Here is a 22,997-nt window from a genome sequence, read left to right on the forward strand (position 1 = left end):
CGTTATCCATTAAGCTTTATACTGCGTTGCAAGTTCACACAGCTTTAAGTTATGTATTACTTATACACGCCTTCGCCTTAACTAAAATTTAGTGGATAACGCTATAACTTTAGCCCAGCTGCTATGGCATCATTATAAAAAGTTTTCACTGTGGTTAGAGAGTAATCATCTAAACTATAACCAACTAAGTGTAATTTTTTCAGTATATCTTTGGAGACTGTAATAATGTGGCAGCCAATTCTATCTGCTTGAAAGATATTAAACAGTTCACGTGTGCTAGCCCAGATTAACTCTGTTAGAGGGTTGGCTTTAATAATTTTTAGTGCCTCTACCATTAAAGGGATTGGATCTTGCCCAGTATCAGCAATACGTCCAGCAAAGATGGAAATATAACTGGGTACGTCAGGCGAAAGTGCTGAAACAATATGGCGTACTTGTTCTAAGGTCATAACCGCGGTGACATTAACTTTGATTTGCTGTGCTGCCAATTTCTTAATCAGGGCGTGAGAGGTTTCACGACGTGTATTTATGATTGGGATCTTGACATAAACGTTATTTCCCCAAGAAGAAATCTTTAGAGCTTGTTGTTCCATCTCGTTAAAATCATCTGCAATGACCTCAAAAGAAATAGGCCTATCGGGAATAAGGGTAAGAATTTCTTTTGCAAAGGCTTGGTAATCTACTACGCCTTCCTGGCGCATTAGTGATGGATTGGTTGTCCACCCTTTGATATGAGGTTTCTGATATAACTCTAAGAGATTGATTTTATCAGTTCCATCAGAAAATATTTTTACTTTTAAATTTTCAATTTTTTCATTCATTATTCGCTCTCACAAAGAGTTCCTTTCTAAGTAAACAGGTTACATTTAAGTTTTACCTGTTAATTTTGGATGCGATACCATCAAATGCCAAAGGACCGCTTGTAACGCTTCAGTATGCGGTGTTATTGTTTCTTGATTTACAGTTGGAATAATAATGCATGCATGAGCTACTTGAGCTGTATAACCGCCGTCTCTTCCTACAATCCCGACTATTTTAGTGCCTATCGATTTGGCATATTGTAAAGCGATTACAATATTTGGACTGATATTTTTGGATAAATCGCCGCCGCCTACTGAGAAGACAAAAACGATGTCTTTGGCAGAAAGTTTGCTAATTTTTAACCACTCAACAAAGGTCGTTGTCCAACCATTATCGTTGATTCTTGCAGTGAGCTCTGCAATATTATCCGTAGGTGTATAAGCTTCAATTCCAGCAATTTTACGAAAATCATTGACGGCATGTGAACAGTTGGCTGCACTTCCTCCTACGCCGAGAAAGAATAATCGTCCATTCGATTCTTTAAGACTAACAAGCAAATTAACTATTTGCTCGATGGCATTAATCTCTATTTGATTAATAATTTTTATTGCTTCATTTAAATATTGTTCTGTATAGACCATCTTCTTCTTCACTAAAGATAATTTCGGCTTCATGCAATGAAGGTCTGATAAGATACAGCCTCGCCACTAAGCTTTATAGAGCATTGCAAGTTCACTCGGCTTTAAGTCATGTATTCCATACACACTCTTTCATCTCAATTACTTGCGCTTTGTCTAAAGCTTAGTGGCGAGGCTATATCATTTTAAATGTAAGTTCTTTTTTAGGTAATTGCAAAAAATTTATTTCTTATTGCCTATTACCGTTTAAACTCCTTATAAACGAAGTTATAAAATCACAAAGTTAAATTATATTTTACTGTTGGGCGCATTCTGACTTTGATGATTCGCTTTAGTGTCCACCAGCTAGTATCTAGAGCATTCATTTTACTGTGTCCAATCCTTTCTTGATAATCGATAAATATAGTATGAATTTTATAACCAGATATAATTGGTTTTAAAAGAAGTTCAACAGGTAAAGCTGCTCCTTCAGCATCAAATTGTAAGGTATCTAGCATCGTTTTACGATAAGCACGCATGCCACTATGAAGATCAGTTAACCGTCTAAAAAATAGTAAACTTGCAAGCCAGGAAAATATTAGATTACCTAAATAATTAAACCAAGGCATAGCTTGCGGCTTCTTTTGTAATCGTGATGCATCCACTAAATCATAACCTTCTTTAAGAATAAGTGAAGCAAGTTCAGGAATTTTTTGGGTAGGATAAGTATTATCACAATCTAGAGTAATAATAACTTGGCGACTTGCTTCGCGTAACGCACGTTCCATAGCAGGGCCATAGCCACGAGGAGGGAATTGACGAATTACTTTGGCTCCACATGCTTTAGCAATCAATGGTGTTTCATCTTGGCTCGAATCAACAATAATAATTTCAGCTCCAGGTACAATTGTTTTAATATCTTGAATAACTTGAGCTACAGCCTGTTCTTCATTTTTAGTAATCATAGCAACAGTAACATATTTCCCTATAGGATCAGTATTAGCACTCATTGAGTTTTTTCTCCGCTAGCTTGCTTGCAACTAGAATAATACGAAAGGCGAATAAGGTAGGTCTTAGGCGGCTAATCCAATATTCAAGAGGATATAAAAACTTACAATATAATTTATAATAGGGCGAGGTAATAATACTATCTTTGCTGTGGTCTTTTTTGTTACTCAGTATGCGCTTAATAGTAGGTAAAAAGGCTCGTGCTAGAAAAGGGGTACAATCTACTTTTTCAATTTTGTAGGCAGAGGCTTGAACCATTTTCTTTGCAGAATGAAAAGTAAAGAAACGGATATGAGTACGATCCATAACACCGGTCATTTCATAATTAAAAATTCCAAAAATAAACCGTAAGCGGTTAAGCCAATTGACTACATTAGGAAGTGAGATGAGAATTTTCCCATCATCTTGCAAAAATTCTTGATAATCTCTTAGAATTTGTAAGGGATCGTAAACATGTTCTAATACATCAGAAAAAACGATGTAGTTAAACTTTTTACCTTGTAAAAAATCTCTGACCTTGGCTACATCATGCAAGTCAGCGCAAATAACTTGATGGACTCTTTTCTTTGCCTCTTCAGCGATCAAGGTGTTAGATTCCAGGGCAGAAACTTCATAACCAAGTTTTACCAGAGCGGCACCTAATAGACCTCTACCTGCTCCTACATCCAATATGGTTGCCGGGCCATTTATAGGCGGTATTTGTTTAAGAATACCTTCATTTACTTCTTCTAAGTAAGGATAATGACTTTTCTTTTGAAAATCTAAAATAAAATTTACATCTGACATGAATCAGATCCAGTTAGTTTATTTAAAGCATTTTTTAAATAAAGGGATTTTATTTGTAGGTAATCTCTTTGATCGCCATTTAAGGTTGCAGCAAGCTTAATAGCTCTATCTACTGCCATATCAATATTAATATATTCAAAATAACTAAAACGACCTAATAAGTATATCCCATGAGAAGCAAGCCAGGTTCTTACTTTGTTAGCATGTTCTTCATAACCTACGTCATAAACTACGTAAGCGTATGGTATACGGTTAACTTTTGCAAAGACGATAGAGTTATCACTAGGTAGCAAGTTACGCTTTTGTAAGCCAAGCTTAGTGTGGGTTAAAATTTCTGCATCTGACTTTTTCCAAAGTGCTGAATTTTTAGTACAGGTAATTTCTGCTTGCAAACTCCAGTGTCCTTTTGGCCCATTGACAGAAGAAAAGGTACAAGGATAACTGACTCGATTTACCCAAAATTCAGGTTCTGGAAAGTAAACAGCTGTATATTGATTAGGATCAATTCCTTGTATACCAAAAGAAATGACGAACATCGGGTTAATAATTAATTTTTCTGCTGCCGATTTAATATCAGCGGGTATGGCAATATTGATCTTTGCAATCAATTCATGGATGGGCATCGTACTAATGACTTGCTCATATTCTTTCATGTTGCCGTGACAATCATACAATCTAATTTTGTCATTTATAAATTGAATTTTGTTGACGGTGAATTGATAAATAATGGAGAGATTTTTTTTCCAAGCCTCACAAATTGCCTGGTAACCACCTTTCTTGGGATAAGAATAATAAAGCTGATGTAAGTAACCTTCTGTAGTATAACCTAAAGAAGATTTCAATATATCTTCAGGAGGCGGTGTTGGGATGCGATCCGCTATAGACATGGAAAGTCTCTCTACTGGGATATTCCATACCTTTTCGTTATAGGGAAATAAATAGCGTGAGCAAATACCTTCACCAAAGGTTTTTAAAAACCATTCCCGCATATTGTTTGGATTGGCATATTTTTCTTTGTAAGGATTAAAAATAAAATGACGGATACAGTCATAATTATCTTCTAGAGGAAGTGAGCCTAAGTCATTTTCAAAGGGGTATTTGAGCAGTCGATCTTTATAGGCAATTTTATTGTTGCGTCGACATTGAGCTATATTATCTCCTAAGGTAGCAATAATAAAATCTAAAATGTCCTCGTCACGAGAAAATAAAATGTGAGGGCCATAGTCAAAGGTAAATCCATCAACAATGAATGAGGAAGCATGCCCGCCAACATGATTTTTACTTTCCAAGATGTCAGGCGTATTTTTTAGAAAAAGGCTAACAGCTAAGCCTGATGGCCCTGCACCGATGACAGAAAGACGAGATGTAGGGATTGTAGGCTTATCTTCATCCATCATATAGTTGAGCCATCCAAAAATCTTAATCTCATAAAGTGAGGAATTTTAATTGATATCATTATATCTATTTTTCTGCAAACATTATCAAAAACTAATACTAGGTAAAGAAAGGAGTGTTATATGAGCTTGCCAGTTGCTATTTTAGCCGGTGGACTAGCAACGCGCTTGCTGCCGCTCACTGAAAAAATTCCCAAATCACTGGTAGAAGTAGCGGGCGAATACTTTATCAATTATCAACTTCGTTATTTACGCCAACAAGGAATATCACAAGTAGTGCTTTGTCTAGGTCATCTGGGAGAGCAAATTAAAGCTGTTGTAGGAAATGGTTCAGCTTATGATTTAGCCGTACGCTATTCCTGGGACGGACCTTGCCCTCTTGGCACTGGAGGCGCATTAAGGCAAGCTTTGCCACTTTTAGGTGAAGCATTTTTTATTCTTTATGGTGACTCCTATCTTCCTATTAACTTTAAAGCGGTAGAGCGAGATTTTTTTAAAAGTGGTAAACCCGCACTAATGACTGTTTTTAAAAATAGTAATCAAGGAGATAAAAGCAATGTCTTATTCAATAAGAATAAAATGATTGAGTATAACAAACGTAAGCCTTTGTCTGAAATGAATTATATCGATTATGGGTTAAGTATCTTGTCAGCATCGCTTTTAAAATCCTTTCCAAAGGGAGAGCCATTTGATTTAACAGACTTGTTTCATGATTTGTCCCTTCGCGATGAATTAGCAGGCCATGAGGTGTTTGAACCTTTTTATGAAATAGGTTCTATGGTCGGATTAAATGAGACAATGAAATATCTCTCTACCATCGCTAAATCGTAAGAAAGTGAAATGCTCGCTTTAAACGAAAAATGATGACAATAGCGAACGTAGGTTGAGCTAAACGAAGTGCAGCCCAACAAATGATGAAGATGTTACACCTCTTATCAATGTAACTGTTGGGCCTCACTTCATCTGGCCCAACCTACCTTTGCTCACCCTGTCACTCCCGCGTTAGGCGGGAATCTATTCTTCCAGTTTATAAATTAAGCTGTGTATCTTTTACATCCATCTCATTTAACATTTTAATAGCTTTAGTAACATGATCCCATGAATTAGAATTTGTTTCATCAAGTGATGCAAGAAGCTGATAAAACTGCTCTGTTTCTGGCGCTCTATGGCGAACTTTATTATGGAAAAAACGAGCTAGATTAGAATCAGATTTTTTCCATCTACTAAATATTATCAATTGGGAAACTAATTCATCGCGCGTTAAGGTTTTACTTGTTGCAGCTTGATTAAAGATGGTTCTTATATCTTCTAGACCTGCTACATGCTCTCGGGTTTTAGAAGTACAAAATGATTGAACTGCCTCAAAAAGCGCTTCTGACTTTAAATCACTAGGAAATTTTTGCTTAATGATAGCTTTCTTATTTTCTCCCAGAATACCTTCTAATGCAGACTTTTTAATAAGCGCTAAAGAAACTTTGGCAGTTTCCACTTGCTCTGGCGCTGTGTATTTAAAGTCTTTTGATTTAGTATACTTAGCTAATATTGTTATCAACTCAGTAAAGGCCCTATCGCCCATTAAATTCAAAGCTTCTGGCCTACATTCAGCAAGTTGAGTAGAAGATAAATTGGCGTCTGGACTCTCTGGACAGGTAAAAACTTGAGATTTAAAGTGATCAAAAATATTGCCTTTATAGCCTAATCGTTTTAAATAGTCGCTTGGCGATTTAAGGTTAATCTGCTGCTTTAGTTCCCCTGTTTCATTGCCAACTGTTTTGCGCGTAGCTAATAAGAAAGGTATCCCAGGCGCCAGATCATTCCAGTTTCCTCGCTGGTTTGCTACATCGGTCCCTGCGACTAACACATATAAAGTTGGCTCTATATTGGCACGTTGACTTCGTTCAATTTCTAGTCGTTGTAAGTACTCTAGCATTTCCCAAGATTCGATATAACCTCTCTTAGGTAAACTATTTGGAGTAGTATTATAGTAAAGGCCATAAGCGGCAATATCTATTCCTACGCGTAAAGGATAGGCATCTTGTATGGTTGCTCGAGCGATAGTTAATCGCTCTCTAGCATTAAAAAGTAAGCGATGATAGGTCTTTCCATTTAATTCTATTTTAGGATAAATTCGCTTCTGAAGATAAGCATCATTAACGGGTGAAATAATTGATCGTTGAACTTCAAATCCAAATTCATTCGATAAAATTGATCCAGCTTCCGATAAAATTTTTACCTGAGCAGAGGTTAAAGGGTTAGCATTAGTAAATAATATAGGTATTACTTTAGGCATAATATCGGTGTCTCCCTTTTACGCTGATGGAGCTAAAAAGATCTAAATTTAAACAATAAGTTGCTTCAAAGCAATATTAGATAAAAGAAAGGGCGAGAAAATGTAAACTTAAATGACATTTAGATCTTTATATAAGTGTTTATTAAAGCGCTACTAAACTAATAGCGCCGGACTTATTTTTTCTTACTGTTTTTATTTAATTAAAAATTTAACAATCAACTATTTTTAACTATTAGTTCCACTAGGATTAGCTCCAGGCGTTGGAAAAGTTAACAATAAATTATCATTGTTAGCAGTCCTCATCTTATCAAATAATTTAAGGCCGCCCTTAGAATGAGTAAAGGGATTCTGATCTAATGTTTCTTTATTTTGTTGAGTTGGTTTGTTGTTATCAAACATAACGTTATAGCTACTACTTAAGTTCTCCTCGTTGGCAGCAGTATGATCATAGGCTGCTTTAGATTTATTAGTTTTTAAATTAGTAAATTTGCTACCTGCATACCGTGCTGCATCAAGAAGATAGAGTGGCGAATTGACTGCTATAAGGGTAACAAACTTAATTCCAGCAAGCGCAACCAGAGTGCTTAACATAAGTAAGGCATTTAATTTTTTAGCTAGTTCAATAGCCGCCGTAGAAATGATAAAAACTGGTGCTAATAACGCTACGACTGGACGTTGAATAGTGGCTGAAAATAATTTATTACCTATCCCGGCCGGTAAAGGCCCAAAAATAGTATGCGAGAAGAGTTGCGTAATAAATTTAATTTTGTTGAAGCCAGTTGTTTGCTCTTGAAGGATTTTTGTTTTAACTTCGTCTGCAAACTTTGTTTTAATCTGTTCTTCTGTTTCATTTAACAGAGCAGCTTGAGAAGCAATATAATATTGTTTAAAGTCTTCTAAAGGCATTTGTCTGAGTTGTGTCAAACTAGAATTAATTTGATCTCTATCTGTTTGAAAAACAGCCTTTATTAATTTTCCTTTTAAAAAAGCAATTTCTAAGTCTTGCTTACCTTTATAAAATTTATTTTCAGCTTCTTGGTAGCGGGATGGTTCTCGAACTAAATCCTGGCTAGCTTGGTTGAGCTCTCCTCTTGTAATAGAATCTATTAAATTATTTTGAATTTTATTGATTAAAGAAATAGTACTTGCAATTGCGGTAGTTACAATTATGGCGCCAATTCCAACAATGATTAAACCAATATTGATGAGCCATGAGGTTAAACCAACTAATGTTCGTAAGGGTTCATAATAGCGTTTATAAAGTTTTAGATGATGATAAGCCTGCTCTATAAAATTAATAACAAGTTTTGCAGTAGCAGTAACAGGATCATTAGCAAGATCATCAATAACGTTAGGTTTCTTGTAAACTGCACCTAAAATTTGAAAGGGCTCGTCAAGGGAAATATTGTTAGCAGAAAGAAGGGAAGAGAGCTTTTTATTTGCTTTAATTTTATCTGAGTGCAAATGTATGGATAATTTTTTATAGAAGCTTTGTTGTTCCTCTTCTTCTAACTCCTTGAGTTCATCACTAATAATGAGATGAATCTTTTGCCTAACCTGGTCAACATCATCGCCATGTTGGACGCTATTTTGCTCTAAATAATCTATTAGATTTTGGAGAGCATTCTTAACTTTTTGTTCTACTAAACTCATAAATGCACACTATTTGCTGTAAAAAAGCGCACATTGTGACATCAATATGAGATCAGATCAATTATTAGCTTCCTAATATAATTAAATGAATTTAATATTTAATCAATTTGTTAAAATACTGATATTTCACATGAGAATTCTAAGTCAAATTTTATAGAGCCTTAAGCGTTGTAATTAGATTTATAATGCTACCTCTTCTAAATCGAATTCAACCGGCTCATGTTCTACCTTATTTAATAATATTTGTGACAACGTAAGTACGCTTACACTGAGTGGTAAAATGCAGATTAAATCAAGGGGGAAACTTAAAATCCCAATACCTCCAAAGGATCCTAAGTAAGAAACAGAAAGTAAGGAGATCATGTAAAACAGAAACCAATAAAGTCGTAGATCACATTGAAAAATACTTTTTCTGTGATATGCCAGACAAATAGCTAGTCCTATAATTAAGGCTAAATCAAGCTTCCATAATATAGTAAAGCCACACCAATATAGCATTAAGTTACAAAAGTAAAAGGCAATGTGGCAGCAAATTAAAGCACCCCTTAAGCGAAAAGGACGGGTAGTAGTAGGTTGCAATTTACGCATGGCTAAAAGAGAGATAGGGCCAATACTATAAGAAAGAATGCTAGCTGATGAGAGAAAGGCAACTAACTTTTGCCAGCCAGGAAAGGGCAAAAAAGATAATATTCCTACAAGGAAATTTGCATATAATGTCACATAAGGAATTTTATGGCGATTAACTTTTAAGAAAATTTTTGGTAAATGATTATTAAGAGCCATACCATATAAAATGCGTGAGGTTGCAGCTGTATAAACTAATGTAGTCCCAAAAGGTGAAAATGCTGCATCAAAAAGTAATAAACTAGCAACTATAGTAAGGCCGAGGAGCAAAGTTAAGCCTACAAGTGGCCCACTATCGCCAGGATAATTTAAATGTTGCCAACCATGAGTTAAATATTTAGCTGGAACTGCAGCAAGAAAACTGAGCTGTAACATGAAATATAATAAGAATCCGATAAGTACAGCGCCTAAAATAGCGATAGGAATATTACGTTGCGGGTTTTTAACCTCACCAGCTAACACTAGGCCATTTTGAAACCCGGTAAAGGCAAAAGCTACCCCGCCAGCAGAAAGAGCGGTAAAAATAGACACCCAATCTTCTTTGCTTGATAAATGAATAGAAATATTATTAAAGTTTGGCGCGTAATGTAAGAAAGAGAAAATAGCAATACTAGGTAAAATAAATTTAATAATACTGGCATATTTATTACACTCAGCCAGCATTTTTATTCCGTAGGAATTGAGTAAGACAACAAATAACATAATGAACATGGCGGCAACATAACCATAATTTGAAAGTTTAAGCGTTGCAGCATCGTTAACTGTTAAAATGGGAAAAAAATGACTTGCATATTGCAAAATAGCCTGTATTTCAATAGGGGTCATGACGACATAAGAGAGCCAGGATGTCCAAGCAAAGAGAAAGCCTACTTCCTGGCCATGTGTATAAGTTGGGTAATTAGACATACCTCCTGAGATAGGAAACATTGCGCCTAATTCACAAAGAGGGAGAGCAATAAAAAACATACAAAGAGTAGCAATAATCCAGCTAATTAAAGAATTGCTGCCAGCCATTTGAGCGCTAATATAAGGGCTAAATAACCAACCTGAACCAATCATACCGCCTGCAGCTGCAACTAAAACGTTTGTTGTAGAAATATCGCGTTTGAGCATGATTTTATCCTTCCTTAAATTAGAACGCCTGCAAATCTATAAAGCTTAATTTAATTGCGTAGCTAATGGTTCAAGAAGCACTCATCTAGCGTACGAGCATTATACCATGGCTGTTAACAAAATGACTGGAATGTCTAAATTTAATGCAGTGTTTGAAGCGTTTGTCTAGCTTAATATTATAATTACATACATAAGAAAAGTGCTACTTATAAAATTACTCTCATCCTTTTAAGAAAGGAAGACTGATTGTTAAGAATTATAAATTTAACAATTTTTATCTATAAAGTTAAGCAATTTTAATGTAACTGATATAGACTAAATTTGATTAAGGAACGGTAATTTAGCAAAATTAATCCATTAAGAGATTAACCGGGATGAGTAAGGATTTAACATTTGTCAGGATTATTTTAATCATTTTAGCGGCCTCATTATTAATCTCGTGTGGTTCAGGCCCGGCTGCGTCTGATAAGCAGCAAGAGTTACCTGTAGAAGTTGAGGTTGCTTTTCCCTTAAAGGATAAGATAGTGGATTGGGATGAATATACCGGTCGCTTTCAGGCTATTGAGGAAGTTGACATTCGTTCCAGGGTAAATGGCTATTTAATGGCCATAAAATTTAAAGATGGGCAGTTTGTTAAGAAAGAAGACCTGCTTTTTATTATTGATCCAAGGCCATTTCAATATGCGCTAGCACGGGCACAAGCTCAATATAATTTAGCAAAGAATCAATATCAGCGTGTTTTACAGTTGCATAAGAAGAAATTTATTGCTACACAGGTTGTTGATCAACGTTTGCAAGACTTGCAAATAGCAGAAGCACAGTTAAAAAATGCCCTTGTAAATTTAGAGTATACTGAAATAAGATCGCCCATCAATGGTAAAATAAGTCGTTATTTGGTAAGCATCGGTAATTTAATTCGGATGAATGAAACTGTCCTAACAAAAATAGTCTCTATGGATCCAATTTATTTTTATTTTGATATCAGCCAGGCTGACTTATTAAAATACACTCGTTTAAAGCAAGATAATAAAAACTCACAAGAGATTTTATTAAAACTTCCAGATGAAAAAGATTATATGCATCGTGGTAAAATGAATTTTCAAGACAATGTCATTGATGAAAGCACAGGGACAATGCAGGCAAGGGCGATTGTCCCTAATCCAGAGAAGCTTATTTATCCTGGTTTATTTGGCCGTGCTAAATTAGCGGCAAGCAATGAATATGAAGCCTTGCTTCTTCCTGAACGAGCAGTAAATACTGAGCAAACACGTCATTTTGTTTATATTGTTAATCAAAAGAATGAAGTACAACGAGTATATGTAGAGCTAGGGCCTTTACGCGAAAATGGCTATTATGTTATTCGCAGCGGATTAAAAGGAAATGAATTAGTTGTTATTAACGGCATACAAAGTATTCAGGTTCCTAATCAAAAGGTTAAGCCTGTAATTATTAAATTAACGAGTAAAATGAACTAAAATAAGGCACTTAGAGAACCTTTAGTTATTAGAAGGGATTGATAATACGTAAATAAGAGCCCTGAAGGTACAGTATAGCGCCGCCCACTAAGTTTTAGACAAGGCGCAAGTGAAGCGAGGCGAAGGAGTGTACCTAAGTACATGACTGAGCCGAGTGAACTTGCAACGCGGTATAGAGCGTAGTGGGTGACGCTATATCACTTAAATAAAGTTGGGGCTCTACATAATTAAAAGGATCTAAATGCGTATTGCTCATTTTTTTATTGATAGACCAATATTTTCGACTGTCATTTCAATTATTATTGTATTGGTAGGATTATTAGCTTATTTTGATTTGCCTATTGAGCAATATCCGCAAGTTGTTCCTCCCACCATTCAAGTTCAAGCATCCTATCCTGGTGCCAACGCTGCAATAGTTGCTGCAACAGTAGCAACACCGCTTGAGCAAGAAATTAATGGCGTTGAGGGAATGTTATACATGGATTCACAATCTACCGATGATGGCCAACTAAGAATCACAGTTACTTTTCAGTTAGGTACTGATTTAGATGACGCTCAAGTTCTTGTCCAAAATAGAGTGGCAGTTGCTGAAGCAAGATTGCCTGAAGAAGTACGCCGTATTGGTGTTACAACCAATAAAAACTCACCCGATTTGATGCTAGTGGTTAATCTATATTCTCCCAATGGTAGTTATGATCAAACCTATATAGGTAATTATGCAGTTCTTAATATTCGCGATAAATTAAGGCGCATTGGTGGCGTTGGCGAAGTTCGCTTAGTTGGCGCAACAGAATATGCCATGCGTATCTGGTTAAATCCTGATTTAATGAATTCTTTTAATTTATCAGTCAATGATATCTTGGCTGCAATTCGCGCACAAAATGTCCAAATCGCAAGTGGAACATTAAATACTCAACCACAAGATACTCAATATAGTTTTGAATACAATATTCAAACGCGAGGGCGCTTGGTTAAAAAGGAAGACTTTGAAAATATTATTGTGAAATCAAGTGAGGGACGTATAGTTCGTTTAAAGGATATTAGCCGCGTAGAATTAGGCGCGCAAGATTATCGAACAAGAGGCTATTTAGGAAAAGATGCAGCAGTTGCTTTACCCGTTTTTCAGCGGCCAGGAACCAATGCTTTATCGACAGCCCAAGAAATTATGACAACCATGCAAGAGTTAGCGAAGGATTTTCCACCAGGCCTTGCTTATCAAATTGCTTATAATCCCACACTCTTTGTTCAGCAATCCATCAATGCTGTTTTCCATACTATTTATGAAGCAGTGATTTTAGTCGTTTTAGTTATCTTATTATTCCTGCAAAGTTGGCGGGCAGCAGTTGTTCCTATTGTGGCTATTCCAATCTCCTTAATTGGTACTTTCGCTGTCATGAATTTTTTAGGATTTTCTCTAAATTACTTAACTTTGTTTGGTCTAGTTTTAGCAATTGGTATTGTTGTCGATGACGCCATTGTGGTCATAGAAAATATGGAACGCAACATGCGTAGGGGCTTAAAGGCCCGCGATGCAGCGAGAAAAACTATGAATGAAGTAGGAGCGGCTCTTATTGCAATTGGACTTGTATTAATTGCAGTTTTTATGCCTACTATTTTTTTGCAAGGAATCTCCGGACGTTTCTATCAACAATTTGGTACAACCATTGCGATTGCAACGGCTATTTCTGTGTTTGTTTCATTAACTTTAAGCCCTACCTTAGCCACTTTATTATTTTCTAAACATAAGACTTATGACATTACGCAAGTTGTGTGGTGGAGAAGGCCTATACAGCGATTCTTAGTAGGTTTTAATCGAGTAGTTGAGAATACTTCTAGACGTTATGGTTATTTAGTTGCTCGCTTAACACGACACTCACTTATGATGTTGATTGCTTATCTTCTATTAATTATCTTAACTATCTTTTTATTTATCTATGTACCGCGCGGTTTTATTCCTCGTCAGGATCAAGGTTATTTTATTATTGCAGTACAGCTACCTCCCGCTGCATCTTTATCCCGTACTGATGCAGTCATGAAAAAGGCAGTAGGTAAAATTTTAACGATACCCGGTATCGCTAATGCTGTAAGTTTTACTGGTTTTTCTGGTGCAACGTTTACTAGCGCTTCTAATTCAGGTGCAATTTTTACCCCACTTTTATCATTTGAAGAGCGCAAGCAACGCGGCATTACTCATCAAGAGATCCTTGCTAACTTACGTAAAGAGTTAAGTACAATTAAAGAAGCATTTATTGTCGTTATTCCGCCTCCGCCTGTACGAGGTATCGGTAATGCGGGTGGATTTAAAATGATGGTTCAAGACAGAGAAGGTAAAGGCATGATGGCCTTAACGGAAGCGACTACCAATTTAATTAAAGCAGCAAATAAAACGAAGCAAGTGGCTTCTGCTTTTACTCTTTTCGATAATTCTACGCCTAAGCTGTTTCTTAATATTGATAGTGACAAGGCATTGCGCCTAAATATTCCTTATATTAATATTATTGAAGCCTTACAAGTGTACCTTGGTTCATTTTTTGTTAATGAGTTTAACTATTTAGGTCGGACATTTCGAGTAATCGCACAAGCTGCCGCAGACTATCGCCGTACAGTAGATGATATTTTACGCATTAAAGTAAGAAATAGTGTAGGTGATATGGTGCCTATGGGTTCTATTGCAACAGTAAGTAACACAACTGGTCCTACAAGAATACCACATTTTAATCTTTACCCAGCGATTGAAGTACAGGGTGATATAGCACCGGGTTATAGCTCGGATGAGGCATTGACAACCATGGAGAGTCTTGCCAAACATATTCTTCCACCTGGGATTGGTTATGAATGGACAGAAATTGCCTATCAACAAAAGATGATAGGTAATACGGCTGTTATAGCATTTAGTTTAGGCGTTATATTTGTATTTTTAGTTTTAGCTGCTCAGTTTGAGAGCTGGACTTTACCTTTAGCTGTTATCTTGATTGTACCTATGTGCCTTTTTTCAGCCATGTTGGGCATTAAATTATTAGGTATGGAAAATAACATTATGACGCAGATTAGTTTCTTAGTACTGGTGGGCCTTGCCTCAAAAAACGCAATTTTAATTGTTGAATTTGCAAGACAATTGGAAGATAGAGGTGAAAACCGCTGGAAGGCAGCAATTAAAGCCGCTAAATTGCGACTAAGGCCTATTTTAATGACCTCCCTTGCGTTTATTTTAGGCGTTTTTCCTCTTGTTATTGCAACCGGGGCTGGCGCTGAAATGCGCCGAGCAATTGGCGTTGCTGTATTTAGTGGTATGATTGGTGTCACTTTTTTTGGTCTTTTATTTACACCTGTTTTCTATGTATTAATAAGTCATTTTAGGCGAGTAAAGCCTATAGTATCTACTTAATGCAAATCAGCCACAAGGCATTAATCACATTGCCATGTTTTTAGTGGCAGCAACATACATAACTATTTAAAATTAAGAAATTAGGAAGGAGTTATACAAAGCAGTTTTTAATAATGTCATCTATAATGTTTTAAACAACAAAATAAATTAATCATAATGAATTTTACCAAAATAATATTATTTTCAGCTTTGGTTAGTTTACCCTTTAAAATTGCAGCGGCTGATGATTTCGTGAATACAACAGTGCTCATTATTAAGAAATGTTATGATGAGGGCAATAAAACGGATGGTTTGGCGTTAGCGAAATGTGTTGCTAAGCAAATAGAAAATACACCAAATCCGGATAATTATATAGTAAATCTTGAAGGGAAAGTGCCTCATCAATTGAGTTTGTATTTATACAATCCTAAAGGCTTTAAAATAACTTGTTTACTGACGGGATTTGAAACAATAGAAATAAAGAGCTGCAGTAGCGCGCCTGCTAAACCATTAAACCCTGAGCAGCAATTATCCATCTCACCACCTTAATGCCTAATCAAGCAGGGGCAGTGTAATAATTAATCATTTTGGCTTTAAATCGCTTAAATAGAAATATCACACTGAATGAAGAACCAATAATCATTCCCCACCATAATCCTATGCCTTCCATTTTAAAGGAAGTGGCTAAAAAATAACCCAGAGGCAGTGCGATGAACCAAAAACTAATGATAGATATTAATAAGGTAAAATGAGTATCCTTTAAACTACGCAAAGCGCCAAATAGAGAGATTCTTACCGCTTCTATGATCTGAAATAAAGCGCATAGACTAAAAAATTCTATAGCGTAATGAATGATAGGTAAATTTTGTGTTGCTTGCAGATTAAAATCAATGCCAATAAGAAAAGTAGGAAACAGCCAATAAATTAGCGCAATAAAAAACATGAAAATAAAGGAAGTAAAAATACCCCCATTGGCAGCATGTTCAGCTGCTTGCTTTTTGCCCGCGCCTAATAGATGGCCCATTCGTACGGTAATCGCTTGGGCCATGGAGAAGATGATGTTTATTAAGACACCTAAATACTGCAAAGCGACTTGATTAGCGGCAAGCATTTGACTACTAAATAAACCCATAATGAAGGTTAGTACAAAGAAAAAGCCAACTTCTATACAATACATAAATCCCATTGGTGCGCCAATACGGATAAGTTCAAATAAATAAACTGGTTTAGAAAAGGTTAACAAATTTTGAAAATAAAGCTTATTTTTTTGATTGCTTATTAAATAGATGATCAAAATTAACATGGTAAGCCAATTACTTACAGTTAAGCCCCAGCCAGCGCCCGCGATACCTAATGCGGGAAAACCAAACTTGCCAAAAATGAGTGCAAAACTAAAAAATATTGTCAAGGATACCGAAACTAAACTTACTTTAAAAACAAGCCTGGCTTGTCCTAAGCCAATAATGATTTCAAGTAAAGCAGTAACAATAAAATTAGGTAAAATCCCAAAGGTTAATGCGTGTAGATATGAACTTGCTAATGATGTTATGTTTTTCTCTTGGCCAAGCCATAGAAAGATAGTGGCCATATTCCAAAACAAAATCATACTGGGAATAACTACGATAAAGGTTAACCAAAATCCTTCACGGACAACTTGAGCAATTCCTTGAGCATCTTTAGCACCGAATTTATGTGATATAAGTACATTAATTGAGCTTAATAGACCAAAGATAATAACCGCAAATGTCCCAGATAACCAGCTAACTAAGGCGCCTGCTGCTAAAATTGTTGGGCCTAGATGAGCTAAAAATAATGTTTCAAAAAAAAAGACACCAGACTGGACTAAACCGGTGGCAGCTAAGGGAAGGGCCAATTTAAGTAACGGGTATAAGTTTCCCTTAAATAAATTCATAAACCATACTCTTTATCAAATTGGTTAATAATATGGACTATTAGCTGATAGATATCGGCTTGTTGATTACGGTAATTAGGAAGGCTTCTTGTTAAACAGTCTAATAATGCGAGTAAATTTAATAGATTAACAGTTGTTTGCCAATCTTTTGGTAAAGAATAACTTAATGATAAGCCTTTTAAAAAAGAGTTTTTAAAAGCGAGTGGCATATGATGCGCATAACGTAACATATTAGCTACATCAAAGAGAGGTGAACCCGAAAAAGCAAACTCCCAATCTAATATTCCTGAAATTTTCCATTGCTTATCTTCCTGAGATACTAGGATATTTGCTGGATCAAAATCACCATGAACTAAACATTTCTCGTCTTGGGAAGAGAAAAAGGGCCCTAATTGACTTAAGTAATAAGTTATTTTACTTATAATATCTGCCTCTAAGACTGAAACCACTCGGTCATTTTTTAGGCAACTTTTAGCATATTCAATATAGCTTGTCTCGGATGATTGCATTATTTGCATCTGCCGATTAAAAAAGCCAGGTTTAGGAAAGGTATGAGCGTGAATTTTAGTTGCTAAAGTACCCACCTCATACATTAACTCGTTCATATTGAAGGCTTGCTTACTTAATAATAAATCGCGCAAAGTGATACCAGGAAGATACTGCGTAAAGGCAAATTGATACCCTTGATAATGACCAATAAAATAGATTTCTGGTATAGGCAATTCTGTTTTTAGACGTAAGCTTAACTGCTGCTCTCGGTAAGCTGCCTCCGTATCGCGTAGATACAAGCGCAGAATATAGGGATTGTTATCTAAATCAAAATAAATTTTACAGTTTAAATTAGCACATCCTCCAGAAATTAATTCATATGAACGCATTTTTTTATTGGGTAAGGCTTTGTTGGCCATTGCCTTTATTAGTTCTGCTGAAGGATATAGCAAAGGATTTGTTTTTTCCCAGCTTTGCTTGAAAGTCACACGTATGCTCAGTAGTTAAGTTAATAATTAATGGCTATTTAAATAAATATCGGGCAGAAAAGCCGCAATATCGATATACTCTAGCAATTTAGTGGATTTATTACTTATTTTAACATGCTACTTAATTGAAGCAGAGCTTAAATAATCTTTTTTAGATAATCGGTAGAGTACATGCGGCCTTAAAGGGCTAGTGAATGCAATATTAGGGTGCTCAAAATCATCGTCAGGATCATAATGCATACCAATTTTTTCCATAACCCGCCGCGGCCGCGAAGACCAATTATTAAGAGCTGTAAAAGAAACAAGAGCATCTAGATTTAATTGGGTAAAAGCATAAGGCAAGAGCGCTTTCGCTCCTTCTGTCGCATATCCTCTATTCCAATAACTGGAATTTAGGCGTCAACCAATTTCTATAGCAGGCGTAAAATGTGCTTTAAAAGAAGGTGTAAGTAACCCAATAAATCCAATCATGTCTTTTTTTTCTTCTTTCAATTCAACAGCATACAGTGAGAAGCCGTATTGATTAAAGTGTTCAATACTATATTCAATTAATTGTTGCGTGCGTTGACGATTACCAAGACATAGTAAATACTGACACATACTTTAGGATCTTGATTTATTTTTGTTAAGGGGTCTAAATCCTTATCTTCCCACGTGCGTAGTAAAAGTCGCTGAGTTTCTAAAATAATCATTTTACGTCAAATTAAATTTGTATTTTTAAAAGAGAATTTATAAGTATCTTTTCCAAAAAGCTTAAGCTGCTTATTAAATATTTTTTATTGACAGCCCAGCCCTAATTGTCACAGTCATTTCAGTGAGTTTTTTGTTCAGCTTATTGCGCTACTTTTATGTCAGCATAGAGGCCTGACGGTGCTCAGTAGTGCGTTCATGAGTTGATAAGTACTCGTAAAGTGTTTTAATTTGTTTAGCAATTTCAGCAGATTGGTATCCTGCTACATTTTTACTAACTAATTTATTGGCAACATATAGTACATTTTTGTCTAGAATTTTATTGATTTTTTCAATGTCTTCAAATAAAAAAGCTTCTATTTGCGTAATTGTAGTTTCTATTGCATCTGAGAAAATAGCCCTAGCATCTTTTACTGGAAGGATAGATTTACTTCCATATCGATTATTATCTCGTATTATTGCATGATTACTAATATTGTTTATTCTATTGATTGCCACAGGATGATTAGGACTCAAAAGTAAAACATTCTCGTAAAGTTCAAGTGCCAGTAAAGGAGTATTTTTAAGTGGCAACTCTGTTTCATAATAAAAATCTGCAATGAGGGAAAGAATATTAGCTAAAAACTCAGGATTAGACGCTTTTTCACTTATTTTATTAAAAGTTTCCATAAACGCACTGGAATGGGGCTTTTCTTTAAAGGTGACTTTTTTTGCAGGACCATTCTTATTAGCAAAGAATGTTGTATGAATCGTTTGAGATATACTAGGTAGGTCCTTTAGATATGAAGGTTGCTCACCAATTGGGCAAGGTATGCTTTCAGCTACTGGACTGGCACTTATTTCATTATCATTATCGGCATCTTCCAAAATAACAGTTTTTGGCCGCTTGGAAGATTTTTTTATTACAATAACCTCTGATTCATCTTCATCATTTGAAGAGGATTCACCAACCCCTTTAAGCTGACGTTTCTTAAGAGAGTCGCTCTCCTCATGAGATAGTTTAGCGATTAATTTTTGTATGTCTTCAATAATATAATGATCCTGATCTACATCAGAATTTAAAAGTAATTTTTCAAATTTTTTAATTAATTGATTAGCACTTTGAGAATCACTATCTTCAACAGCAACCAAAAGTTGATAACTTAAAATTTCAAGCGCCTGCATTGATGTAAATGGTAATTCGAGTAACTTATTGTGATTAATATACTGCTTTATTTTTAAAATAAAATTTTTGTCTGAGCTACATTTGTATGCTTGTTCTAATAAATTTAAATAGCCAAGATGCAAATTAATATCTATAGATAAATTTGCTCGTTTAGAATAATCAATGGCTTTAGTGAGCCATTCTAAAGCAGATAATATGTCGCTTTCATTAAGTGTCTCATCATCTCGTTCGTCACTTAATTCCTCACTAATCATGTCGCAAACGTCAGCCAATAACTTATAACAGAACTCTATTTTATCTTTTATAATATTCTTATTTTGGACGGCACCCATTTCTTTGAAAACGGTTTCTAGTTCAATAATTAACCCTGGAACTTCCTGCCATAATTCCTTTATAGGTTCATAATTAAAAATTTCTTGATCATCTATAGTTGTCCTAATAGCATCACAGCTTGTTTGAATTATTTCACAAATAACATAAGTAAATGCATAACGAAAATCATTACTTCTTTTAAATTTTCGTTGTGACGCTAATTGATTTAAAGTTTGCAGGGCATGTTTATAGTGAATTAAAGCTTCAGTGTATTTTTTTTCATTGTAAGCCTCGTCACCAGCAATTTGATTAGGAGTATTAAAATAATAACGCATATATTTTATTTTTTAGTTAAAAGGGTAAAAATTTTAACACATAAAACAGGTCTGGAGGTACTGTTAGCCTTGTTTTTATTTTAAATACTAAGCTAAAAGTATGCTCATTTGTTTAGCTCTTGATAAATAACAGGATATAGCTGTAAAAAGGTAGTAAACACTATAAATACACTATAATAGAATCACTTCAGGTCTTTTTTATGTTAATTAAATTATGGATAGCCGTCTCTTAACTAAAGATGAATTAAAGTTCTTACAAATTACTGACCTACATTTATTTGCCTCAGATGAGAAAAGAGTGTTTGGTATTGACAGTAATAATCGCTTTAAGCAAGTAATTTGCCATATTAGGCGGCATGAACTTCATGATACCGATGCTATTATCCTGACAGGTGACTTATCTCAAGATGAGACGCTTGAGTCTTATCATCGTGTTGTAAAAACATTTAAAGATTTTAAAATACCTGTTTATTGGATTCCCGGCAATCATGACAATCTACCTTTAATGCAAGGTCTTTTTGCAAGTTCTTCTATACTTCGTTATGAAAAGGTACTTGCTTGCAAGTATTGGCATTTTATTTTTTTAGATACCCATATTCCGGGTGAAGGAGTGGGTTATCTTAAAGAAGAAGAACTAACCATTATTATAAAGGAAATAGAAAAATTAGAAAAAACCAGAAAAAAAATTGCACTTATTATGCATCACCATCCGATTAATATAAATACACCTTTAATGGATCAATATAGCTTAAGAAATCAAAACCAACTTTGGAAAAAAATAATTAACTCTCCCGTTCAATTAATTATCTGTGGTCATGTGCATGGTCATTATAGTTTAGAGCATCACAATATTACCATTGAATGTGCACCTGCTACTTGTTTTCAGATTAAAAAAGGCGCTACTGATTTAGAAATTGAAAATTTAATGGGATATACGATACATTTTTTTAAAGGTAGCGCTTATAGATCTTCCCCAGTTATATGGAATGCAATTTAATAGCATTATAGCGCCACCCACTAAGCTTTATTGCTCGGCTCAGTCATGTACTTAGTTGTACACTCCTTCGCCTCACTCACTTGCGCCTTGTCTAAAACTTAGTGGGCGACGCTATACCTAATTTTCTTTTATCAATAATTCCACTTGATTAGCTAACCAACTTTGTTTTATTTTTACCTTTTAGATTAAATTTTGAGAGGTAAATAGCTATCTATTAGTATTTTTAAAGTTATCTTTATAAAAGCATGATCGTTAATCTGTGTTTTGGTTGTTTGAATCAAGCAATTGATTCGGAGGTAAGTCTCTATGCGTCTTAATAAATTAGTATTACATTTATATAATTTTCAAAAAGAAAAAGGATGCCGAAGCCCGTTAGATGACTTCATTTGTAATGTAAATCCCATTGTTCTTTCAACATGTATGCGTCATATTTATGTCTTTGACCAATCCCAATTGGAAGGGCAGCAAGATGTTTTAAATAAGCTATTAACTTTCTTAGAAACTCCCCGCGAATATCAAACTAAAATTGAATATGATTATTTATCAGGAATAGAGGCTTACTCATTTTTATTACTTTGGTCAATTGGTGCATTAAATAAAAATAAACCCTTAGATGATCATCGTGTATTAGATTCTATTCGAAAAGTTTGTCTTGAGTATGAAAGATCAAGTTCAGGAAAGAAGAAAATGACTTATCAAGTAAATAAAAAGTTTTTAAATGCTTTTTTATTAGATGCTAAACGTATGCATCAGGCTTTGCTTGATAATCTAGATATATTAAAAGAAGAATCGCAGGGAGAGACTGCTCCTATAATTAAAAAATTTAAGCACGCCAGTAAACAATGTGCTCAAATGAGAGACAATGATTTTTTAGATAATCTCCCTGTATTTAATTACTCTTATTTCTTATTAGAGGAATCGGAGTTATTTTTGAAGATTCAGCAGAATTTGGAGGAAGTTAAAGATAATTTACAGGTTGAGTTATCAGGAAACCACCCAAAAAAGGAAAAAAAGGCATTAAGTTTCTTTTCTAATAGTCTGGAAGCAGAAAAAACAAAGCGAGAAAAAATCAAAATTAAAATTTCTAATTTAGATACCCTAATTTTAAAAGCTAAGTCAAGTTTAGCTAATGATGCAGATAATAGCAGCTCTCTCCCATTTAAATCGACTAATGATTTGAAAACAATAAGCCTGAATTGAATAATTACGGTGTAAGTAATTTTAGAGCCTATCAATAGGTTTCAATAACATTATTCTTATGTCTATAAAAAATTAAGGTTTGATTAGCCAAAAAAGTAAATCTTTAGTGCATGCTAAGCTTTTAGTAATCAATTTCTACCAAGCATTATCTCTCTAATAAAAATGGTTAATACTGAAGGACTTATAGTTATCTTTTAGATATAAGGTACTAAGCGATAATTTTTTTACATCTGAAAAGCAAAAAAGGGCTGTTTTAAAATTTATTAAAATGCTATAATTTTAAA

At 34.9% G+C, this 22,997-nt stretch carries 19 protein-coding genes; 6 read left to right on the plus strand and 13 right to left on the minus strand.

Features of this window, described 5'->3' with window-relative positions:
* Positions 1 to 101: 101 nt before the first annotated feature.
* The 5 genes from ACQUW5_RS12300 to ACQUW5_RS12320 form a co-directional block, all read right to left on the minus strand.
* Entirely contained in the window at positions 102 to 821 is a 720-nt protein-coding gene (locus tag ACQUW5_RS12300) for a transaldolase (protein ID WP_444991553.1), read from the minus strand.
* A 45-nt stretch (positions 822 to 866) separates the two neighbouring features.
* Positions 867 to 1,475 (minus strand): SIS domain-containing protein, encoded by a 609-nt coding sequence (locus ACQUW5_RS12305; protein ID WP_444991554.1) that lies wholly within the window; start codon positions 1,473 to 1,475, stop codon positions 867 to 869.
* Positions 1,476 to 1,714: 239 nt separating this feature from the next.
* On the minus strand, positions 1,715 to 2,428 hold the full coding sequence (locus ACQUW5_RS12310) for a glycosyltransferase (RefSeq protein ID WP_444991555.1): 714 nt from the start codon (positions 2,426 to 2,428) through the stop codon (positions 1,715 to 1,717).
* A complete protein-coding gene (locus ACQUW5_RS12315; RefSeq protein WP_444991556.1) occupies positions 2,418 to 3,212 on the minus strand; it encodes a class I SAM-dependent methyltransferase in 795 nt (264 codons plus the stop codon). The genes ACQUW5_RS12310 and ACQUW5_RS12315 overlap by 11 nt, the downstream gene beginning before the upstream one ends.
* The gene (locus tag ACQUW5_RS12320; RefSeq protein WP_444991557.1) at positions 3,200 to 4,609 is read right to left on the minus strand and encodes a protoporphyrinogen/coproporphyrinogen oxidase; all 1,410 of its coding nucleotides are present in this window, start codon (positions 4,607 to 4,609) and stop codon (positions 3,200 to 3,202) included. The genes ACQUW5_RS12315 and ACQUW5_RS12320 overlap by 13 nt, the downstream gene beginning before the upstream one ends.
* 120 nt (positions 4,610 to 4,729) lie before the next feature.
* Between ACQUW5_RS12320 and ACQUW5_RS12325 the strand changes: the two genes are divergently transcribed.
* The gene (locus ACQUW5_RS12325) at positions 4,730 to 5,437 is read left to right on the plus strand and encodes a nucleotidyltransferase family protein (RefSeq protein WP_444991558.1); all 708 of its coding nucleotides are present in this window, start codon (positions 4,730 to 4,732) and stop codon (positions 5,435 to 5,437) included.
* 196 nt (positions 5,438 to 5,633) lie between these two features.
* Here ACQUW5_RS12325 and ACQUW5_RS12330 read toward each other — a convergent pair whose 3' ends face one another.
* From ACQUW5_RS12330 to ACQUW5_RS12340, 3 genes are all read right to left on the minus strand, one after another.
* Positions 5,634 to 6,896 carry a hypothetical protein gene (locus ACQUW5_RS12330; RefSeq protein ID WP_444991559.1) on the minus strand — a complete coding sequence of 421 codons (1,263 nt, stop codon included), beginning with the start codon at positions 6,894 to 6,896 and terminating at the stop codon, positions 5,634 to 5,636.
* Between the two features lie 225 nt (positions 6,897 to 7,121).
* Entirely contained in the window at positions 7,122 to 8,549 is a 1,428-nt protein-coding gene (locus ACQUW5_RS12335; protein WP_444991560.1) for a hypothetical protein, read from the minus strand.
* 180 nt (positions 8,550 to 8,729) lie between these two features.
* Positions 8,730 to 10,286, minus strand: coding sequence for an APC family permease (locus ACQUW5_RS12340; protein ID WP_444991561.1), 1,557 nt, complete (start codon positions 10,284 to 10,286; stop codon positions 8,730 to 8,732).
* A 374-nt stretch (positions 10,287 to 10,660) separates the two neighbouring features.
* On the opposite strand from ACQUW5_RS12340, the gene ACQUW5_RS12345 reads away from it, so the two are divergent.
* From ACQUW5_RS12345 to ACQUW5_RS12355, 3 genes are all read left to right on the plus strand, one after another.
* A complete protein-coding gene (locus tag ACQUW5_RS12345; protein ID WP_444991562.1) occupies positions 10,661 to 11,761 on the plus strand; it encodes an efflux RND transporter periplasmic adaptor subunit in 1,101 nt (366 codons plus the stop codon).
* Positions 11,762 to 12,002: 241 nt separating this feature from the next.
* Positions 12,003 to 15,146 carry an efflux RND transporter permease subunit gene (locus tag ACQUW5_RS12350; protein WP_444991563.1) on the plus strand — a complete coding sequence of 1,048 codons (3,144 nt, stop codon included), beginning with the start codon at positions 12,003 to 12,005 and terminating at the stop codon, positions 15,144 to 15,146.
* Positions 15,147 to 15,302: 156 nt separating this feature from the next.
* Complete coding sequence (locus ACQUW5_RS12355; protein WP_444991564.1) at positions 15,303 to 15,674, plus strand: hypothetical protein; 372 nt, start codon at positions 15,303 to 15,305, stop codon at positions 15,672 to 15,674.
* A gap of 7 nt (positions 15,675 to 15,681) precedes the next feature.
* Here the strand turns inward: ACQUW5_RS12355 and ACQUW5_RS12360 are convergent, their stop codons facing one another.
* From ACQUW5_RS12360 to ACQUW5_RS12380, 5 genes are all read right to left on the minus strand, one after another.
* Positions 15,682 to 17,037 (minus strand): MATE family efflux transporter, encoded by a 1,356-nt coding sequence (locus ACQUW5_RS12360; protein ID WP_444991565.1) that lies wholly within the window; start codon positions 17,035 to 17,037, stop codon positions 15,682 to 15,684.
* The gene (locus ACQUW5_RS12365) at positions 17,034 to 18,014 is read right to left on the minus strand and encodes a phosphotransferase family protein (protein WP_444991566.1); all 981 of its coding nucleotides are present in this window, start codon (positions 18,012 to 18,014) and stop codon (positions 17,034 to 17,036) included. Before ACQUW5_RS12365 ends, ACQUW5_RS12360 begins: the two co-directional genes overlap by 4 nt.
* Positions 18,015 to 18,131: 117 nt before the next feature.
* Positions 18,132 to 18,356: a GNAT family N-acetyltransferase gene (locus ACQUW5_RS12370; protein WP_444991567.1), complete on the minus strand. Its 225-nt coding sequence runs from the start codon at positions 18,354 to 18,356 to the stop codon at positions 18,132 to 18,134.
* Between the two features lie 57 nt (positions 18,357 to 18,413).
* Positions 18,414 to 18,614 carry a hypothetical protein gene (locus ACQUW5_RS12375; protein WP_444991568.1) on the minus strand — a complete coding sequence of 67 codons (201 nt, stop codon included), beginning with the start codon at positions 18,612 to 18,614 and terminating at the stop codon, positions 18,414 to 18,416.
* A 246-nt stretch (positions 18,615 to 18,860) separates the two neighbouring features.
* Positions 18,861 to 20,516, minus strand: coding sequence for a hypothetical protein (locus ACQUW5_RS12380; protein ID WP_444991569.1), 1,656 nt, complete (start codon positions 20,514 to 20,516; stop codon positions 18,861 to 18,863).
* A gap of 214 nt (positions 20,517 to 20,730) precedes the next feature.
* Here ACQUW5_RS12380 and ACQUW5_RS12385 point away from each other — a divergent pair, with 214 nt between their 5' ends.
* Entirely contained in the window at positions 20,731 to 21,513 is a 783-nt protein-coding gene (locus ACQUW5_RS12385) for a metallophosphoesterase (protein WP_444991570.1), read from the plus strand.
* A gap of 306 nt (positions 21,514 to 21,819) precedes the next feature.
* Positions 21,820 to 22,713 carry a hypothetical protein gene (locus ACQUW5_RS12390; RefSeq protein ID WP_444991571.1) on the plus strand — a complete coding sequence of 298 codons (894 nt, stop codon included), beginning with the start codon at positions 21,820 to 21,822 and terminating at the stop codon, positions 22,711 to 22,713.
* Positions 22,714 to 22,997 lie beyond the last annotated feature (284 nt).

It is taken from the genome of Legionella pelazae (genome assembly GCF_052527395.1).

Bases quoted from the DNA above. Each gene is read 5' to 3' on its own strand.
- ACQUW5_RS12340 (WP_444991561.1), bottom strand. From the start codon at position 10,286: ATGCTCAAACGCGATATTTCTACAACAAACGTTTTAGTTGCAGCTGCA.
- ACQUW5_RS12330 (WP_444991559.1), bottom strand. From the start codon at position 6,896: ATGCCTAAAGTAATACCTATATTATTTACTAATGCTAACCCTTTAACC.
- ACQUW5_RS12345 (WP_444991562.1), top strand. From the start codon at position 10,661: ATGAGTAAGGATTTAACATTTGTCAGGATTATTTTAATCATTTTAGCG.
- ACQUW5_RS12385 (WP_444991570.1), top strand. From the start codon at position 20,731: ATGGATAGCCGTCTCTTAACTAAAGATGAATTAAAGTTCTTACAAATT.
- ACQUW5_RS12325 (WP_444991558.1), top strand. From the start codon at position 4,730: ATGAGCTTGCCAGTTGCTATTTTAGCCGGTGGACTAGCAACGCGCTTG.
- ACQUW5_RS12300 (WP_444991553.1), bottom strand. From the start codon at position 821: ATGAATGAAAAAATTGAAAATTTAAAAGTAAAAATATTTTCTGATGGA.
- ACQUW5_RS12335 (WP_444991560.1), bottom strand. From the start codon at position 8,549: ATGAGTTTAGTAGAACAAAAAGTTAAGAATGCTCTCCAAAATCTAATA.
- ACQUW5_RS12390 (WP_444991571.1), top strand. From the start codon at position 21,820: ATGCGTCTTAATAAATTAGTATTACATTTATATAATTTTCAAAAAGAA.
- ACQUW5_RS12355 (WP_444991564.1), top strand. From the start codon at position 15,303: ATGAATTTTACCAAAATAATATTATTTTCAGCTTTGGTTAGTTTACCC.
- ACQUW5_RS12305 (WP_444991554.1), bottom strand. From the start codon at position 1,475: ATGAAGCCGAAATTATCTTTAGTGAAGAAGAAGATGGTCTATACAGAA.
- ACQUW5_RS12310 (WP_444991555.1), bottom strand. From the start codon at position 2,428: ATGAGTGCTAATACTGATCCTATAGGGAAATATGTTACTGTTGCTATG.
- ACQUW5_RS12315 (WP_444991556.1), bottom strand. From the start codon at position 3,212: ATGTCAGATGTAAATTTTATTTTAGATTTTCAAAAGAAAAGTCATTAT.
- ACQUW5_RS12380 (WP_444991569.1), bottom strand. From the start codon at position 20,516: ATGCGTTATTATTTTAATACTCCTAATCAAATTGCTGGTGACGAGGCT.
- ACQUW5_RS12350 (WP_444991563.1), top strand. From the start codon at position 12,003: ATGCGTATTGCTCATTTTTTTATTGATAGACCAATATTTTCGACTGTC.
- ACQUW5_RS12360 (WP_444991565.1), bottom strand. From the start codon at position 17,037: ATGAATTTATTTAAGGGAAACTTATACCCGTTACTTAAATTGGCCCTT.
- ACQUW5_RS12320 (WP_444991557.1), bottom strand. From the start codon at position 4,609: ATGATGGATGAAGATAAGCCTACAATCCCTACATCTCGTCTTTCTGTC.
- ACQUW5_RS12375 (WP_444991568.1), bottom strand. From the start codon at position 18,614: ATGTGTCAGTATTTACTATGTCTTGGTAATCGTCAACGCACGCAACAA.